This is a genomic window from Gemmatimonadales bacterium (assembly GCA_030697825.1).
Taxonomy (GTDB): Bacteria; Gemmatimonadota; Gemmatimonadetes; order Gemmatimonadales; family JACORV01; genus JACORV01.
Genome location: JAUYOW010000099.1, coordinates 18,897 through 34,810 on the forward strand (window position 1 = coordinate 18,897; position 15,914 = coordinate 34,810).

The following is a 15,914-nucleotide window of genomic DNA, read 5'->3' on the forward strand; positions in this document are numbered from 1 at the left end:
CAACTTGATGGGCGTTATGCTGCTCGAGTTCGTCATCATCCACAGTTCGGGTTTCATGGGCGTCGTCTGGCTCGGCGACAATTCCGCTGCCCGCGTTCGGCCTCACGCAAGACGTTGTGGCGCACCAGCGCCTGCCGGGGGCCGGCCTGCCGTGGACGGACGAGCCCCAACGCGTGATCGCCGCCGGCTACTTGTACTTCATGGCGCTGGCGCTTTCGGAGATCACCGACTTCGCATGGGTGTTCCGATGGCTGGCGAACGCCAGGCGCCGAATCGAGAAGGCGGGCGGTATCAGGTCGTTGTGACCGGCCGTGTCACGCGCCGATATCCTCGTTCCAGAGCTGCGGGTACGCGCGGATGAAATCCTGCATGAGACGCAGGCAGGTCGGATCGTCGAGGACCTCGACCATCACGCCCCGCGAGCGGAGCAGCTCCTCGTCGCCCATGAACGTGCGGTGTTCGCCGACCACGACGCGCGGAATGCCGTATAGAAGGATGGCGCCACTGCACATCGGGCACGGGGACAGCGTGGTGTAGAGCACGCACGCGCGATAGGCCGCTGCGGGCTGGCGACCGGCGTTCTCGAGCGCGTCCATCTCCCCGTGCAATACGGCGCTGCCGCGCTGGACGCGCCGGTTGTGCCCGCGGCCGAGGATGCGCCCCTCGTGCGCGAGGACCGCGCCGATCGGGATGCCGCCTTCCGCGAGGCCTCGTTCCGCCTCCGCGACGGCCTGACGCATGAACTCGTCCATGCCGTTGCCCGGAGACGCGGCCGCGCTAGGACGCGGCCGGGTGGAACTGCTCCCTCTCGGTCGACCCCTCGAGCGCCAGCGTCGAGGCCTTGCCACCCGTCGCGATCTCGGTGATCGCGTCGAAATAGCCCGCCCCCACGAACTCCTGGTGCCGCGTCGCCTCGTAGCCGTCCTTCTCGGAGGCGAACTCGCGCGACTGCAGGTCGGCGTACGCCGCCATCCCCCGGTCCCGATAGTCCAGCGCCAGCGCGAACATGGAATGGTTGAGCGCGTGGAACGCGGAAAGCGTGACGAACTGGAACCGGTACCCCATCGCGCCTAACGTCTTCTGAAAGCCGAGCAGCTGGTCGTGGTTGAGGTGCATCTTCCAGTTGAACGACGGCGAGCAGTTGTAGGCGAGCATCTTGCCGGGGAACTTCGCGTGGATCGCCTCGGCGAACACCTCGGCCTCCTTCATGTCCGGCTTGCCCGTCTCGAACCAGAGCAGGTCCGCGTAGGGCGCATACGCGAGCCCGCGCGCGATCGCCGACTCGATGCCGGGTTGCACGCGGATGAACCCCTCGGCCGTCCGGTCGCCCAGCACGAACCGGCGGTCGTACGGGTCTATATCGTTGGCGAGGATCGTCGCCGACAGCGCGTCCGTTCGCGCGATCAGGACCGAGTCAACGCCGCATACGTCCGCCGCGAGCCGTGCCGCGATCAACTTCACCACGAATTCGCTGGTCGGCACCAGCACCTTGCCGCCCAGGTGCCCGCACTTCTTGAGCGACGCGAGCTGGTCCTCGAAGTGGACGCCCGATGCGCCCTTCCAGATCATGTGCTTCATCAGCTCGTACGAGTTGAGCAGCCCGCCGAAACCCGCCTCGGCGTCCGCCACGATCGGCACCAGCCAGTCCACCTCGTGCTCGTTCCTCAGGTGCGATATCTGGTCCGCCCGCATTAGCGCGTTGTTCAGCCGCTCCACCAGCTGCGGCACGCTGTCAGCCGGATAGAGGCTCTGGTCGGGGTAGGTCTCGAGCGCCGTGTTCACGTCGCCGGCGACCTGCCAGCCCGAGAGGTAGATGGCCTTGAGCCCCGCCTTCACCTGCTGCACCGCCTGCGCGCCGGTGAGCGCGGACAGCGCCGCGATGTAGGGCTCGTCGTGCAGCAGCTTCCAGAGCCGCGCCGCGCCCTTCCGCGCGATGGTGTGCTCGATCTCGATCGTGCCGCGCAGCCGCCAGACGTCAGCCGCGGTGTAGGTGCGCGTGATGCCCTTCCACCGCGGCGAGGTCTTCCACCGCTGCTCGAGATTCGTGACGAACGTCTTCTGGTCCATCGGGTGCTCCAGTACGGGTTCAGTCGAGGTGTTCGTAGGCCGCGATCGTGAGGAACTCGGGGTAGTCCTCGCGGGTCATCATGTCGGTGAAGAGCCTGGCGGCGAGGTCGAACTTCCCGCCGTCGAGCCGCTCCGCGCCCAGCCGGTCGCGCAGGTGCGCCAATTCCTCCGCCATCGTCTCCTGGACCAGCTCGCGCGTCACCGGCCGGCCGTCGTCGAGCTTGGCGCCGTGGCGAATCCACTGCCACACCTGGCTGCGGGAGATCTCCGCGGTCGCGGCGTCCTCCATGAGGTTGTAGATCGGGACGCAGCCGTTACCGCCCAGCCACGCCTCGAGGTACTGGATCCCAACGTCGATATTGGTGCGAAGCCCGCGCTCGGTGACGGCCCCGGCGTGCGGCATGAGCAAGTCGTGTGAAGTCACGTGGACGTCGTCCCTGCGGCGCGGGATCTGGTTGGGCGGACGCATGTGCACCTCGAAGACGTCGCGCGCGATCCCCACCAGGCCCGGGTGCGCCACCCACGTCCCGTCGTGGCCCGCCTTCACCTCGCGCAGCTTGTCGCGCCGCACCTTCTCCAGCGCCCAGTCGTTCTCGTCCGGGTCCCCCTTGATCGGGATCTGCGCCGCCATCCCGCCCATCGCGTGGATGCCGCGGCGGTGACAGGTATGGATCAGCAGCTGCACGTAAGCGTCGAGGAAGTGCCGGTCCATCGTGACCTGAGCGCGGTCCGGCAGCACGAACTCGGCCCGGTTCCTGAACGTCTTGATGAAGCTGAAGATGTAGTCCCAGCGCCCGCAGTTGAGCCCCGCCGAATGGTCCTTCAGCTCCCACAGGATCTCGTGCATCTCGAAGCCGGCGTGGATGGTCTCGATCAGCACCGTCGCCCGGATGGTGCCGCGCGGGATGCCGAGGTGGTCCTGCGCCAAGTTGAAGACGTCGTTCCAGAGTCGAGCCTCGAGGTGGCTCTGCAGCTTCGGGAGGTAAAAGTACGGCCCCTCGTCGCGCGCGATCTGCTCTTTCGCGTTGTGGAAGAAGAAGAGCCCGAAGTCGAACAGCGCCCCCGATATCGGGGCGCCGTCGACGAATAGGTGCTTCTCCTGCAGGTGCCACCCGCGCGGCCGTACGAAGAGGACCGCGGTCTCGGGCTTAAGCTCGTAACGCTTCCCTTCGGGGCCCTGAAAGGAGATCTCGCGGCGGACGGCATCACGCAGGTTGAACTGGCCGTCGAGGTTGTTGGCCCAGGTCGGTGAGTTGGAGTCCTCGAAGTCGGCCATGAAGACGTTGGCGCCGGAGTTGAGCGCGTTGATGATCATCTTCCGGTCCACCGGACCGGTGATCTCGACCGTGCGGTTCTGGAGGTCCTTGGGGATCGGCGCGACGGTCCAGTTGCTCTCGCGGACCTCGCGCGTCTCCAGGAGGAAGTCCGGGAGGGCGCCGGCTTCGATCTCGCGCTGCCGCGTCGCGCGTCGGGCCAGCAGCTCCTGGCGCCGCCCCTCGAACGTCCGGTGGAGCGCGGCCAGAAAGGCGAGCGCGTCCGGGGTCAGGACCTCGGCGTGGGCCCCGCTCACCGGACCGCGCAGCTCGAGGCCTCCCTTGCCCAGGGACGCGTTGAGGTCGGCGCGGTGATCGACGGCGGCGGCGGACATCGAGCACTCTCCAAACGGGGACTTCACACGAAGATAGCAAGTTCTGCGCCGGTCCGACTCCCCGTCCTCCAGCCGAACTCCGTCCCGCCTCGGGTTGCGGGGGCGGCTAGGCGGAGAGTCGGCGGGCGGCTTCGGCGAGGCCGGCGGCGCCGAGAAGTTCCCGCGCCATCGGGAAGAGCACCTCGTTCTCGCGGGCGATGTGGGCTCGAAGCAGGTCCACGATCAGGAGCGCGGCCGTCGCCACTCGCCCCACGTCACCGGCCGCGAGTGCCAGCTCGAGCTGGTGCTCCAGATCGCGAAGGGTAGTGTGTTCCTCGACGAAGACTGCGGTCGGCGCCTCGCCGCCCAGGAGCGGGAATAGCGCGCGCTCCTCCGCCTCGTTGTGCGCCTTCACCGCGGTCGTGAGGATCGAGTGGACGGCGTGAGCACCTGCCAGGTGGGGGCCCGCCGGCTCGCCGCGCTGCAGTCCCAGGGCGGCGGTTTCCAGCCTCGCGAGCGCGTCGAGCGCCTCTTCGTGCTCCGCCTCGAAGCGGCTGAGCGGGTCGATCACGGGGTCACGACCCAGCGGATCCCTTCGCCGCGCCGCATCCGGTCAAAACCCTCGTTGATCTCCCCGAGCGGCAGCGTGCCGCTCACGATGGGCTCCAGGTCGATGCGGCCCGACTCCACGAGCGCCACGATCTCCGGATACTCGCCGCCCCCGCAGCCCAGGCTGCCGCAGATCTCCAGCTCGTAGAACATCACCTTCCCGGCGTTGATCGTGACCGGCTCGCTCGCGAAGCCGATCACGCAGAGCCGCCCGCCCTTCCGGATCAGGCTGAACGCGAGGTCGATGGTCTTAGGCGTGCCGACGGCCTCGAAGGCCACGTCCACGCCCCCGTCGGTGAGGGTGCGGACCTGTTTGTCCACCCGCTCGGTCGCGGCGGGGTTGATCGCGTGCCGCGCGCCGAGCTTCTTGGCGAGTTCAAGGCGCGCCTCGTTCACGTCCACCGCGATCACCGTCGCACCCGCCACGACCGAGCACTGGACGACGTTCAGCCCCACGCCGCCGCAGCCCACCACCGCGACCGCGTCTCCGAGTCGGACTTTCCCGCGGTGCTTGACCGCGTGGAACGGGGTGGAGATCGCGTCGGCGATCACGCAGGCCCGCTCGAGCGGGATGCTCGCGGGCACGCTCACCAGCTCCTTCGCCGGCGCCACGACGAACTCGGCAAAGGCGCCGTCGGCGTGGTTGCCGGGCATCACCAGGTTGGCGCAGAGGTTCTCGCGCCCCATCCGGCAGAAGCGGCACCGCCCGCATGCCCACACCGATGGCACCAGCACGCGGTCGTTGGGCTTCCACCCGTCGGTCCCAGGGCCGAGCGCCGCCACGGTGCCGGCGGCCTCGTGGCCGAGGACGAGCGGCGGGGTCTTGAAGGTCTTCACCCCGTGGTCGAGGTAGTGGAGATCGGTGTGGCACAGGCCGCACGCGGCCACGCGCACCAGCACCTCGCCCCGGCCGGGCGTCGGATCGGGGAGCTCGGTGATCTCGAGCGGCCGGCCGGTTCCATGGAACACCGCGGCTTTCATGGTTCGCCTCCGCTGCGCGGCACCGGTTGCCCACCGGGGCCGGGCTGGCGCGTGTAGATCACCTGGAAGCCGAACGCCTGGGCGAGCCAGCACGTCTCGCAGCCGTCGCGCATCGCACCGCCGGCCTGGTCGCCGGGCCGCGCCGGAACCGACCGCACCTCGAAGCCGGCGCCGGCATAGATCTCCGCCGCCTCCCGGGTGCGCGCGGGGTCAGCGACGAAGCGCCGCTCCCAGCCGGCGTCAGGCGGCGGCATCGGCACGACCGGCTTCCGCGGCAAGGCGCCGCAGGCGGCGCTGCCCGAGCAGCGCCGCACCGAACGCCGAGGTGAACTGGACCAGGTCGCCCGGCGGCACGTTGACCGGCGCGCCGAGCGCCTGGCGAGCGACCGCGACCATCCGCTCGAAGCGCAGGATCCCGCCGATCAGCGTGAACTCCGGCTCCATGCGCACGCGGGTGAGCAGCTGCACCGCGCGGTCCACCAGCGAGGCGATGGCGCCGTGCATGATGTCCGCGGGGGCGGCGCCCTCCGAGAGCTGGTTGATCACCTCGGACTCCGCGAACACGGCGCAGACGCCGGAGATGGGGACAGGCTGCTTCGAGGTGGCGACCAGCGGGCCGATCTCGTCCGTCCCGTAGCCCAGGTAGCGCGCGGTCTTCTCGAGGAACGCCCCGGTGCCGGCGGCGCACTTGTCGTTGAGGCGGAAACTCTGGACCTTGGCGTCGGCGCCGATCCGGCTGGCCTTCATGGTCTGGCCGCCGACGTCGAGGATGGTCCGCGTGCCCGGGAAGAAATGCGCGGCCCCCCGCGCCGCGGCGGTGAGGTCGGTGACTTGTGCGTCGCCGAAGGCGGCCTGGTGCCGGCCGAAGCCGGTGGTCACCACGTAGGCGACGTCCGTGCGGGCGAGGCCGGCCTCGTCGAGAGCGCGCGCGTACGCGCGCTCGGTCGCGGCGGTGAGCTTGAAGCCCGTCGGCTCCATCGCCCGGCCGAGGATCGCGCCGTCAGGGGCGGCGACGACCGCCTTGGTGTAGGTGGAGCCGATGTCGATCCCGGCGGTGATGGTCACGAGGCGCTCCCCGGGGCGTGGGCGGGCTCGCGGCCGGCCAGGATGCGGTCGAGCGCGAACAGCGCGGCGCCGAGCCCGCCCATGTAGTGCGAGTCGTCTCCGACGTTCACGCCGAGGCCAAGCCGCTTCTCGAGCGTCACCACCATTGCGCGGTTCTTGGTCACCCCCCCGGTGAAGGTGACCTGCTCCTCGATCCCGACCCGCCGGAGCAGGCCGATGGACCGCGAGGCGATGGACTCGTGCACGCCGAGCAGGATGTCCTCGATCTTCTTGCCCTTGCCGAGCCAGGAGAGCACCTCGGATTCGGCGAACACGGTGCAGGTGGTGCTGATCTTCACGGCGCGCTCTCCCCGCAGCGCGGTCGGTCCCAACTCCTCCAGCGGGAGCTCGAGCGCCACCGCGGCGGCGCCGAGGAAACGCCCGGTACCCGCGGCGCACTTGTCGTTCATGCAGAAGTCCACGATCTCGCCCGTGGGCCGGACCCGGATCGCCTTGGTGTCCTGCCCGCCCATGTCGAGCACGGTGCGCGTCAAGGGGAACAGGTGGACCGCGCCGCGCGCGTGGCAGCTGATCTCGGTGACCTGCGTGTTGCCGAACTTCACCTTGTAGCGGCCGTATCCCGTGCCGACCACGAACTCGATCTGCTCCTCGCGGAGGTCGCCGTTCGCCAGCGCCTCGGCGTACGCGTGCTCCGCCGCCCGCATCACGTTGGCGCCGGTGTCGGTGAGCGCGCGGCCCACGATCGTCCCGGCCTCGTCGATCACCACCGCCTTGGTCTGGGTGGACCCGACGTCCACGCCCGCCGCGTAGGCCATGGCCGGCTCCTCCCGCTACCCCATCGCCGCGGCGGCCTGGTGCCGCCGCGCGGCGAGCCCCTCGAAGAACGCATCGGCGCGGTTCTTCATCTGCGCCTCGGACACGACGCGCCGGTCCATCAGGTCGGACTCGACGAACAGGCTCGGCACGTCGCGCACCGCCATGAGGGCCCGGCGGGTGTCGGCGAGCCCCGTGGACACCGTGCGGCAGCTCTTGATGGGATGGAAGACGACGCCGTCCGCCGCGAAATCGTCCACCATCCCGACCAGCGTACGGGTCTGGAAGAACATGTTGTCCATCGCGTCGCGGACGCCGATCAGCACGCCCTCGGCGAGGCTCTCGAGCGGCCGCGCCAGGTCGTAGACGAAGCCGAGGTTCGCCCCGCCCGAGGCGAACGCGAGGTAGGTGGAGTTGACGAACACGCCGCCCCAGTCCGTGAACAGCTCGGTGAACCGGCGGAAAATCGGGTAGCACGGCACCCCCACGAAGATCAGGCGCCACTTCTCGTCGGTCGTGGTGCCGATGCCGTGCGCGGCCTTGTGCCCCATCTCCTCGACCAGGTCGCGGAAGAACGCCGCGCCCTCCGCGGTGCCCCGGAACCCGTTGGCGACGCCGAGGTAGATCGTGCCGTCGGAGAGCGCGTTGAAGACGGCGGGGCGGGTCCGGTTCAGCTCCAGCACCCGCCGCCAGCCGTCGCTCATCACGTTGGCGTGCCCCAAGTGCTCGCGCAGCCGGTCGTTGTCGAAGCGGACGCCCGACACCCGCTCGCACAGCGCGATCAGCTCCCGCAGCTGGGCCTCGACGTACCGCCGGTCGCGCTCGAAGTCGTCGGTGCCGGGCGGCGACGCCAGCCCGGCTCCCCGCGAGCCGGGCACGTCGAGCGTGAACATCGGCATGCCGTACATCCGCTCCCAGATCTCGCCCCACTTCACGTAGGTGTTGCACGCGTTGGTGCACACGGCCAGCGCCGGCTTGGGGATGGTCCCCATGGGATGCGCGCCGCCGCGGAGCTGCACGGCGACGTCGGCCTTCACGTAGCCGCAGATGTCGGTCGAGTAGCCCTGGTTCTCCGCCTCGTTCAGGTACTCGTGCGCCACGCGGCGGACCGCGGTCTGCAGCGAGTTGATCTCCGGGAACACGATCGGGAAGTCGAACACCCGCAGCAGCTCGCAGAGGCTCCCCATCACGAACACGTAGGCCGCCCCGCGGCCCTCGGCCGCCGCCCGCCCCAGCCCCTGGAACCATTCCCGGAACAGCCGGGCGCCGGCCTCGTTGCCGCGCCCGACGATCCCGGTCTCCTGTCGCGTGCCGTCCATGGTCCGCCTCAGTCGAAGAGGAGGTTCTCGACGAACGTCTCCAGCTGGATCTCCAGGCCGTCGAAGCTCGTCATGTTCTCCTCGAATTCGCTCACGAAGTACGGTATGCCGCGCTGGTCCAACGCCCGGGTGTACACCACCAGCTCCTCGAGGCCCGGCTCGCACATCTTCGCGGCCATGAGGATGGCCGCCTGCGCGCCGGAGCGCTCGAGGCGCTCGAGCAACATCCGATCCTTCGGCTTGCGAAGGTCGTGCTGCACCGGGCTGTGCGCCGACCGCTCGATGTACGACTCGGCCAGCGCGAGGAGCGGGTCGCCGCCGTCGGGCACGTCCTCCGTCAGCCAGCGCAGGCCGATCAGCAGGTCGTCGTCCACCACGTAGCACGACCGGGCGATGGCGCGGATGAGGTCCAGCGGCGGCTGCTCGCAGAAGCCGCCCTCGAGGACGACGCGGATCTTGTCCCGGCGCGGCGCGGCGCGGGCCTCGAGCAGGGGCAGCACCGCGCGGAGCAGGTCGTTGTGCTCCTCGCGCTGGACGAGGCCGGCGATCGCCGTGAGCACGTACGCCTCGTCGGCCGAGACCAGCCACGGCCGGTCGCGCTTGAGCGCGTACAGCGCGCGCAGCAGCGCGCGGTTCTCGTTGAAGATGCGGATCGAGCGGCGGAGGTCGTCGTCGCCGATCGGCCGGCCGGCGATCCCGGCGATCACGGTCCGCACCCGGTCGTACTCGTCGCGCAGGTACCGCGTCGCGAACGCCGAGTTGGGGTTCTGCGGCAGATAGAGGATCCGGCACGGGTAGGGGAAGTTCCGGCCCCAGACGCCGGCCAGGTTGCGCGCCGCGTCGCAGATCGGGTGGGTGACGAACAGGTCGAGCTCGACCCGCCCGCTCAGGGCCAGCTCGAGCGAGGTCTTGAGGATCGAGCAGAGGTAGGAGCCGAAGTGCGACTCGGCCAGCGTGGTCTCGACCGGCGCGCCGCGGACCTTGAACGGGAGCAACCCGGCCGCGTGCGCGATCTCCTCGGGGAAATAGACCTGGAAGTGGCCGACCACCTTGCCGCCGGACTCCCGCCAGCGGCGCACCGTGGGGAAGTCGGTGTCGTCGAACAGCTCGCGGCAATGGTAGAGGACCTCCTCCAGCCCGCAGCCCCGCCACTCCGGGAAGAGCGGTGTCGTCAGGCGCTCCCTGGCCGGTGCGGTCACGCGTGGCTCCATGCCGGCCGCCGCCGTTCGGTGAAGGCGCGCAGCCCTTCGAGCGCGTCGGCCGTCGCCATGACGCCCTCCAGGTACAGCCGGCCGGCGCGGCGCATGGCGTCCGGCCGGGGCAGGGTGCGACCGGACCGCAACGCCTCCTTGGCCAGGCGCAGCGCGGCCGCGCTGTGCCGCGCGATGCGCTCGGCGGTGCGCAGGGCCTCCGTTTCGACCTCCGCGTCCGGCGTGACGCGCCACACCAGGCCGGCCCGCTGAAGGTCGGCGGCGCCGAGGGAATCGCCGGTGAAGACCAGGTGGGCGGCGACCCCGGCGGGGACGAGCGCGGGGAGCAGCGCGCAGGCGGCCGGCGGGATCACGCCGAGCGTGATCTCGGGTTGCGCGAAGACCGCGCCTTCGCCGGCGACGATGAGGTCGGCGGCCTGCACCAGCTCGAACCCGCCGCCCAGGCACCGGCCGCGAACGGCGGCGATCACCGGCAGCGGGAACGCGTCGAGCGCCGCCACCGTGTCGAGGAACTCGGGGATGAGCTCGGCGTGGTGCGGCGGCAGGTGCTCGCCCACGTCGGCACCCGCGGAGAAGTGCTTGCCCGCGGCGGTCAGCAGGAGCGCTCTCAGCGAGCGGTCGGCCGCGAGGCGGCGGAGCTCCTCGCGGAGGCACGCGAGCACGTCGCGGGTGAGGATGTTGACCGGCGGATGGTCGAGCACCAGGCGCGCGACGCCGTCCGCCACGCTCGCGGTGACGCCGACGCCGCTCACGGGCCGTCCACCCCGAGCAGCTGCCCGCCGTCGATCGGCAGCACGGCGCCGGTGATGAAGCCCGCGTCGTCGCCGCACAGGAACCGGACGGCCGCCGCGATCTCCTCCGGCCGCCCGGGCCGTCGCATCGGCGTGCGCGCGATCGCGCGGGCGCGCCACTCGTCCGGGAGGGTGCGCGTCATCGCGGTGTCCACGAAGCCGGGGGCGACGACGTTGACGGTCACGCCGTCGCTGGAGAGCTCGCGCGCCAGCGTGCGCGCCAGCCCGACGAGGCCGGCCTTGGACGCGGCGTAGTTGGCCTGGCCGAACCGTCCCCGCAGGCCGTTGACCGAGCCGATGAAGACCAGCCTACCGGAACCGGAGCTGCGCAGCGCGGCGGAGGCGGCGCGGGCGGTGACGAACCCGCCCGTCAGGTTCACGGCGATCACCTCGGCCCAGTCGTCATCCGACATCTTCCAGCTCACATGGTCCCGCACGATGCCCGCGGCGCAGACGACCCAGTCGATCCCCTGCCGCTCGCCCACGACCTGTTGCACCGCGCGGCCGATGCTCGCGGCGTCCCGGACGTCCGCCTCGACGGCGAGGCTGGCGTCGCCGGGGCCGTCCGGAAAGGCGAGGTCGAGCGCGGCGACCCACGCGTCCGGCGCCAGCGCGCTCACCACCGCGCGGCCGATGCCGCGCCCTCCGCCGGTTACGAGAGCGGTGCGCCGCATGCGCCACAGAACCGGTGGGACGCCGGCAGACTGGTCGCGCCGCACGCGGCGCACGCCGTGACGGGGGCACCCCACGGCGCCTCCGATGACCCGCCCTCCGCCGCGCGCTGGCGCAGCAGCGCGTACCGCGCGGGCCGCTTCTCCACGAACGCTTGCATTCCTTCGACCGGCTCCCAGCAGGCGTAGTGCAGCGACAGCCAGTCCTGCGCGTGCCGCACCGTGGCGCTCCAGGCGAGGTCCTTCCAGAAGTTGGTCTGCTGCTTGGTGTAGCGGGTGCACTCCGGGAACGACGCCAGAAGCTTCCCCGCCAGCTCGTCCACGAACCCGTCGAGCCGCGAGAGGTCGATGGAGTAGCCGTCCTCGCGGCGTTGCGCCTTCTCGATCTGCTCGGCGGTCGCGGCATCGATCCACTCCTCCCCGCGCCGGACCGACGGCACGACCCAGTTCACCAGGCCCCACTCCGCCGCCTTGGGGGCGGGGATGGGCTCGTTGAGGAACAGGATCTCTCGCGCCCGTTTGTCGCCGACCACCAGCGGCAGCCACTGCGTCGCGCCACCGCACGCGACCGAGCCGACGTGCGTCCCGACCTGTTTGATGTAAGCGTGCTGAGCCATCACCGAGAGGTCGCAGGCGAGCTGGCTCTCGTTCCCGCCGCCCACCGCCATGCCGTTGATACGCGCCACGACCGGCTTGCCGGTATTGAGGATGCTCTCGATGTAGGCCCGGAACAGCGCCATGTACTTCCAGTAGTCGCGCGGCGCCCCCACGTAGCTCGCGGCGTACTCCTTCACGTCGCCGCCAGTGCAGAAGGCGCGGTCGCCGGCGCCGGTGAAGACGATGACGCCGACGGCGTCGTCGAAGGCGGCGTCGCGGAAGGCGGCCGCCAGCTCCCCCAGCGCCGAGGTCGAGTAGGCGTTGTAGTGCCGCGGGCGGTTGATGGTGATGCGCGCCACGCCGTCATGCTTCTCGTACAGCGTCTCGCGGAAGGCGAAGGCGTCGGCGGGCCGGGAGGGGAAGGCGCGTGCGGTCATGGGTCAGTCACCGGTGAGGCCGGCCACCAGGTGGTCGGCGAATTGGGTGCCCAGCTCAGGGGCCTGGATGTCGCCCTCCGGACGGTACCAGCGCGCGATCCAGTTGATGGCGCCCAGTATCGCGAAGGTCGCGATCTTCGGGTCCGCCGCCCGGAACTCCCCGCCGCGCATCCCTTCCTCGACGATCGAGCGCACCCCGCGCTCGTACCGGTCGCGGGCGGCCACGACCTCGGCGTGGTGGGGCGTGGAGAGCTCCGTCACCTCGATGGCGAGCGGCGAGCCCTCGAGCGTGTCCGTCATCACCCGGACGTGCTCGCGCACGATGTGCCGGAGGCGGTCCCGGGCCCCGTCGAACTCGGCCCGCGCCTCGCGCAGGATGCGCTTCAGCTCCGCCAGCGCCTCGAGGTGGCAGGCGTAGAGGATCGCTTCCTTGTCCGGGAAGTAGTGGTAGAGGGCGGTGCGGCGAACCCCCAGCTCCTCGGCGATGTCGTCGAGGGTGGTGGCGTGGTAGCCCTTGCGCCGGAAGGCGCGGAGCGCCGAGTGCAGGATGTGGGTGCGCCGCCGCTCGCGTTTCTTGAGGATGTGCGGGGACGCGGTGGGGCGGGCGCGCAGCTGGGGCATGCCGAACTCCGAGTGGCGCGGTCGGAATTGAACTCTCAGTAAATATTCTACTCAGTCGTCAAGTTTTGTCAATGCCGCGGCTGCGCCACGGGGGCCTTGGCCACACCCGATGACCCGCGGTACCATTGGAGCCATGATCCATCCTGACTCCGGGCGCCCCGCGCTTCTCATCGCGGCGGCAGCCCTGTCGTGCGCCTTCGCCGACCGCGCTACCGATCCGCCGCTGACCTCGCTTCGCGAGATCCCATCGCCGGCAATGCCCGGCAGCGCTGAGGCCAATCTGGCGGTAGGCCCATCCGGCCGGGTGTACCTGAGCTGGATCGACGTGCTTCCGGACAGCAGCCACGCCCTGCGGTTCTCCGTGCTTGGCGGTTCCAGTTGGAGCACGCCGCGTACCATCGCGAGCGGCAGGGGCTGGTTCGTCAACTGGGCGGACTTCCCGTCGCTCCTCGCGCTCGATGACCGCACCCTGGCCGCCCACTGGCTGGTAAAGCGCGGGCGCGGGTGGGAGGACTACGACGTCCATATCGCGCGATCGCGTGACGGAGGTGCGACCTGGGGTGCGCCCGTCATCCCGCACCGTGACGGAACCGAGAGCGAGCACGGTTTCGTCTCGATGTGGGCCGGTTCGCGCGGCACGGTCGGGGTGATCTGGCTGGACGGCCGGAAGTACGCGGCCGCCGCGGCCGCGCGCGCCCGCGGCGACAGCACGCTGGTCCGCGAGATGACGCTACGGGCCGCGACGATCGGCGCGGACGGCGCGCTCTCCGGCGACGTAGAGCTGGATGGCCGCGCCTGCGACTGCTGCCAGACCGCCGCGGCTGTGACCGCCGACGGCCCGGTGGTGGTGTACCGCGACCGCTCCCAACATGAGATCCGCGACATCTATGTGGTGCGGCTGGTGAACGGCTCCTGGACCGCGCCGCAGCCGGTTGCGGAGGACGGCTGGGAGATCAATGCGTGCCCGGTGAACGGCCCTGCCGTCGCGGCCGCGGGTCGGCGGGCCGCGGTGGCGTGGTTCACCGCCGCTCGGCAGACCAAGCGCGTCAGGCTGGCCTTTTCGACCGACGCCGGCGCGACCTTCGGCAGTCCGATAGAAGTTGACGATGGCCGGCCGGTGGGTCGCGTGGGCATCGTGATGCTCGACGACGGTGCGGCGATCGTGAGCTGGCTCGAGGAAGTCGGGCGGGGCGCGGAGGTGCGGGTGCGCCGGATCGAGCCCGACGGCTCGCGCGGCCCCAGCATGACGGTCGCCTCCACGAGCGCGGCCCGGCCGAGCGGCTTCCCGCGCATGGCGCGCGCGGGCGATCGGGTGGTGTTCGCGTGGCGAGACCCGGAAGGTCGTGGCGTGGCGCAGGTCCACACCGCCACCGCGCGGCTGCCCGGCCCGAGCCGGTAGGACTTCGCCGATGGCCGATCCGGATCCCAAGGCCCTCGCGAAGGGCGTGGCGGCGCGTGAGCACCATGTCGCGATCACGAAGACAGCGCGCTACGCCACGCTCGGGTCCCCTGGTCCCCGCACCACGCAGGTGTGGTTCGTCCTCCACGGTTTCGGGCAGCTCGCCCGCTACTTCATCCGCAACTTCGCTCCGCTCGACGACGGCCGCAGGCTCATAGTCGCGCCCGAGGCGCTCTCGCGCTTCTACGTCGGCGAGGTGAACGGCTCCACGAGCGCCCAGGCCCGGGTGGGCGCGACGTGGATGACGCGAGAAGACCGGCTCGTCGAGATCGAAGACTACGTGCGGTACCTGGATGTTCTCCATGCGCAGGTGTTGGGGACGGTGGAAGCCGGGGCGGTTGAAATTTCGAGTGTCCAGGTCGTCGTGATGGGCTTCTCTCAAGGGGTGGCGACCGCGGCGCGGTGGGCGCACCGTGGGAGCGCGAGGCTCGACCGGCTGGTCCTTTGGGCCGGGACGCTCCCGCCCGAGATCGAGAGCGACGCCGACTTCGCGCCGTTCCGCGCGCTCGATCTCGCCATCGTCCTTGGCGGCCGCGACCCCTTCGCCGAGCCGGCGCACCTGGAGGAGTTGGAAGGGCGGCTCCGCGCGCACGACGTGCGGTATCGGCTGATACGGTTCGACGGCGGCCACGAGCTGAACGCGGACGTGCTGAAGGAGCTGGCGGGCTGAAACGGCTCGTGCCGGCGGCAGCTTCGATCCGAAGACCTTCTACGGGCGGAACGATCTCTGGTCGGCGGGCGTAGGAGTACGCGTGCGCACCGGTGGGGCGTTGCACCTCATGGGGTGTTACGGCGTCCTCGCGCAGGACGATTCGCCAGCATCCATGAACCACCGCCATTGAGGCCGAGGCTGTGAAGCGAAGCATCGCCGTCCTGACGCTCGTCGCGGTAGTGGCAGGCTGTGGCTCCGACCCGGTCACGCCGCTGGGCCCGTTCATGCTCGCGCTGAACGCCGGTGACGGCCAGACGGGCACCGTCGGGGCGGCGCTCGGAGCGCCGCTGTCGGTGCGGGTGACCAACGCCGACGGCCCGGTAGCGGGCGTGAGGGTGCGCTGGAGCGTGACGTCGGGAGGCGGCTCGGTGCCGCCTACGTCCGAGACGGGGGCGGATGGAGTGGCCGCCGCCACCTATACCCTCGGCACGACGGCCGGGACCAAGGCCGTGACGGCCACGGTCGGTGGCGGCGACTCGGTCGTCACGTTCAGCGCGACGGCGCTCCCCGGGCCGGCGCGACGGCTGGTCCGAAACTCGGGCGACGGGCAGTCGGCCTTCGCGGGCCAGGCTGCCGCGAGCCCGCTCGCGGCGGTCGTCCTCGACCAGTACAACAACGGCGTTCCGGGAGTCACGGTGACGTGGTCTGTCACGCTGGGCGGCGGTTCGGTCGCTCCAGCGGCTGCGATGACGGACTCGACGGGCATCGCCACAACTTTGTTCACGACGGGCGCTGCGTTGGGCAGCCAGGCAGCAAGCGCCAGCGTCGCCGGCCTCGTCGGCTCGCCGGTTTCCTTCAGCGTGATCGCCACGGCGGCCATCACCTTCGTGACCTCGGTGCCCATCGCCCCCAACTACGGGATCCACGACACTTTCGTGCGAGACGGGCTCGCGTTCGTTTGCGCCTGGAACTCGGGGCTCCTGATCTACGACGT

The 15,914-nt window shown here is 70.7% G+C and carries 18 protein-coding genes; 4 read left to right on the forward strand and 14 right to left on the reverse strand.

Annotated elements, in window-relative coordinates:
- The first annotated feature begins 116 nt into the window (after positions 1-116).
- Entirely contained in the window at positions 117-305 is a 189-nt protein-coding gene (locus Q8Q85_04970) for a hypothetical protein (GenBank protein ID MDP3773600.1), read from the forward strand.
- A gap of 9 nt (positions 306-314) precedes the next feature.
- On the opposite strand, the gene Q8Q85_04975 is transcribed toward Q8Q85_04970, so the two are convergent.
- The 14 genes from Q8Q85_04975 to Q8Q85_05040 form a co-directional block, all read right to left on the reverse strand.
- Positions 315-752: a nucleoside deaminase gene (locus Q8Q85_04975; protein ID MDP3773601.1), complete on the reverse strand. Its 438-nt coding sequence runs from the start codon at positions 750-752 to the stop codon at positions 315-317.
- A 25-nt stretch (positions 753-777) separates the two neighbouring features.
- On the reverse strand, positions 778-2,067 hold the full coding sequence (aceA, locus tag Q8Q85_04980) for an isocitrate lyase (protein MDP3773602.1): 1,290 nt from the start codon (positions 2,065-2,067) through the stop codon (positions 778-780).
- 19 nt (positions 2,068-2,086) lie between these two features.
- A complete protein-coding gene (gene aceB / locus Q8Q85_04985) occupies positions 2,087-3,715 on the reverse strand; it encodes a malate synthase A (GenBank protein MDP3773603.1) in 1,629 nt (542 codons plus the stop codon).
- Positions 3,716-3,821: 106 nt separating this feature from the next.
- Positions 3,822-4,265, reverse strand: a complete 444-nt coding sequence (locus Q8Q85_04990; GenBank protein MDP3773604.1) for a hemerythrin domain-containing protein — start codon at positions 4,263-4,265, stop codon at positions 3,822-3,824.
- The gene (locus Q8Q85_04995) at positions 4,262-5,284 is read right to left on the reverse strand and encodes a zinc-binding dehydrogenase (GenBank protein MDP3773605.1); all 1,023 of its coding nucleotides are present in this window, start codon (positions 5,282-5,284) and stop codon (positions 4,262-4,264) included. The genes Q8Q85_04990 and Q8Q85_04995 overlap by 4 nt, the downstream gene beginning before the upstream one ends.
- Complete coding sequence (locus Q8Q85_05000; GenBank protein MDP3773606.1) at positions 5,281-5,544, reverse strand: hypothetical protein; 264 nt, start codon at positions 5,542-5,544, stop codon at positions 5,281-5,283. Before Q8Q85_05000 ends, Q8Q85_04995 begins: the two co-directional genes overlap by 4 nt.
- Positions 5,525-6,349 carry an acyl-CoA dehydratase activase gene (locus tag Q8Q85_05005; GenBank protein ID MDP3773607.1) on the reverse strand — a complete coding sequence of 275 codons (825 nt, stop codon included), beginning with the start codon at positions 6,347-6,349 and terminating at the stop codon, positions 5,525-5,527. Before Q8Q85_05005 ends, Q8Q85_05000 begins: the two co-directional genes overlap by 20 nt.
- The gene (locus tag Q8Q85_05010; GenBank protein MDP3773608.1) at positions 6,346-7,164 is read right to left on the reverse strand and encodes an acyl-CoA dehydratase activase; all 819 of its coding nucleotides are present in this window, start codon (positions 7,162-7,164) and stop codon (positions 6,346-6,348) included. The genes Q8Q85_05005 and Q8Q85_05010 overlap by 4 nt, the downstream gene beginning before the upstream one ends.
- 15 nt (positions 7,165-7,179) lie before the next feature.
- Positions 7,180-8,481: a 2-hydroxyacyl-CoA dehydratase family protein gene (locus tag Q8Q85_05015; GenBank protein ID MDP3773609.1), complete on the reverse strand. Its 1,302-nt coding sequence runs from the start codon at positions 8,479-8,481 to the stop codon at positions 7,180-7,182.
- An 8-nt stretch (positions 8,482-8,489) separates the two neighbouring features.
- Positions 8,490-9,680 (reverse strand): 2-hydroxyacyl-CoA dehydratase, encoded by a 1,191-nt coding sequence (locus tag Q8Q85_05020; GenBank protein ID MDP3773610.1) that lies wholly within the window; start codon positions 9,678-9,680, stop codon positions 8,490-8,492.
- Positions 9,677-10,444 carry an enoyl-CoA hydratase-related protein gene (locus Q8Q85_05025; GenBank protein MDP3773611.1) on the reverse strand — a complete coding sequence of 256 codons (768 nt, stop codon included), beginning with the start codon at positions 10,442-10,444 and terminating at the stop codon, positions 9,677-9,679. The genes Q8Q85_05020 and Q8Q85_05025 overlap by 4 nt, the downstream gene beginning before the upstream one ends.
- Positions 10,441-11,157, reverse strand: coding sequence for an SDR family oxidoreductase (locus Q8Q85_05030; protein MDP3773612.1), 717 nt, complete (start codon positions 11,155-11,157; stop codon positions 10,441-10,443). The genes Q8Q85_05025 and Q8Q85_05030 overlap by 4 nt, the downstream gene beginning before the upstream one ends.
- Positions 11,136-12,188 (reverse strand): enoyl-CoA hydratase-related protein, encoded by a 1,053-nt coding sequence (locus tag Q8Q85_05035; protein MDP3773613.1) that lies wholly within the window; start codon positions 12,186-12,188, stop codon positions 11,136-11,138. The genes Q8Q85_05030 and Q8Q85_05035 overlap by 22 nt, the downstream gene beginning before the upstream one ends.
- Before the next feature lie 3 nt (positions 12,189-12,191).
- On the reverse strand, positions 12,192-12,809 hold the full coding sequence (locus Q8Q85_05040; GenBank protein ID MDP3773614.1) for a TetR/AcrR family transcriptional regulator: 618 nt from the start codon (positions 12,807-12,809) through the stop codon (positions 12,192-12,194).
- Between the two features lie 133 nt (positions 12,810-12,942).
- Between Q8Q85_05040 and Q8Q85_05045 the strand changes: the two genes are divergently transcribed.
- From Q8Q85_05045 to Q8Q85_05055, 3 genes are all read left to right on the forward strand, one after another.
- Entirely contained in the window at positions 12,943-14,208 is a 1,266-nt protein-coding gene (locus Q8Q85_05045) for a sialidase family protein (protein MDP3773615.1), read from the forward strand.
- A gap of 10 nt (positions 14,209-14,218) precedes the next feature.
- Positions 14,219-14,938, forward strand: a complete 720-nt coding sequence (locus Q8Q85_05050) for a dienelactone hydrolase family protein (protein MDP3773616.1) — start codon at positions 14,219-14,221, stop codon at positions 14,936-14,938.
- A 182-nt stretch (positions 14,939-15,120) separates the two neighbouring features.
- Positions 15,121-15,914, forward strand: a 794-nt coding sequence (locus Q8Q85_05055) for an Ig-like domain-containing protein (GenBank protein MDP3773617.1), incomplete at its 3' end; no start/stop codon positions are given.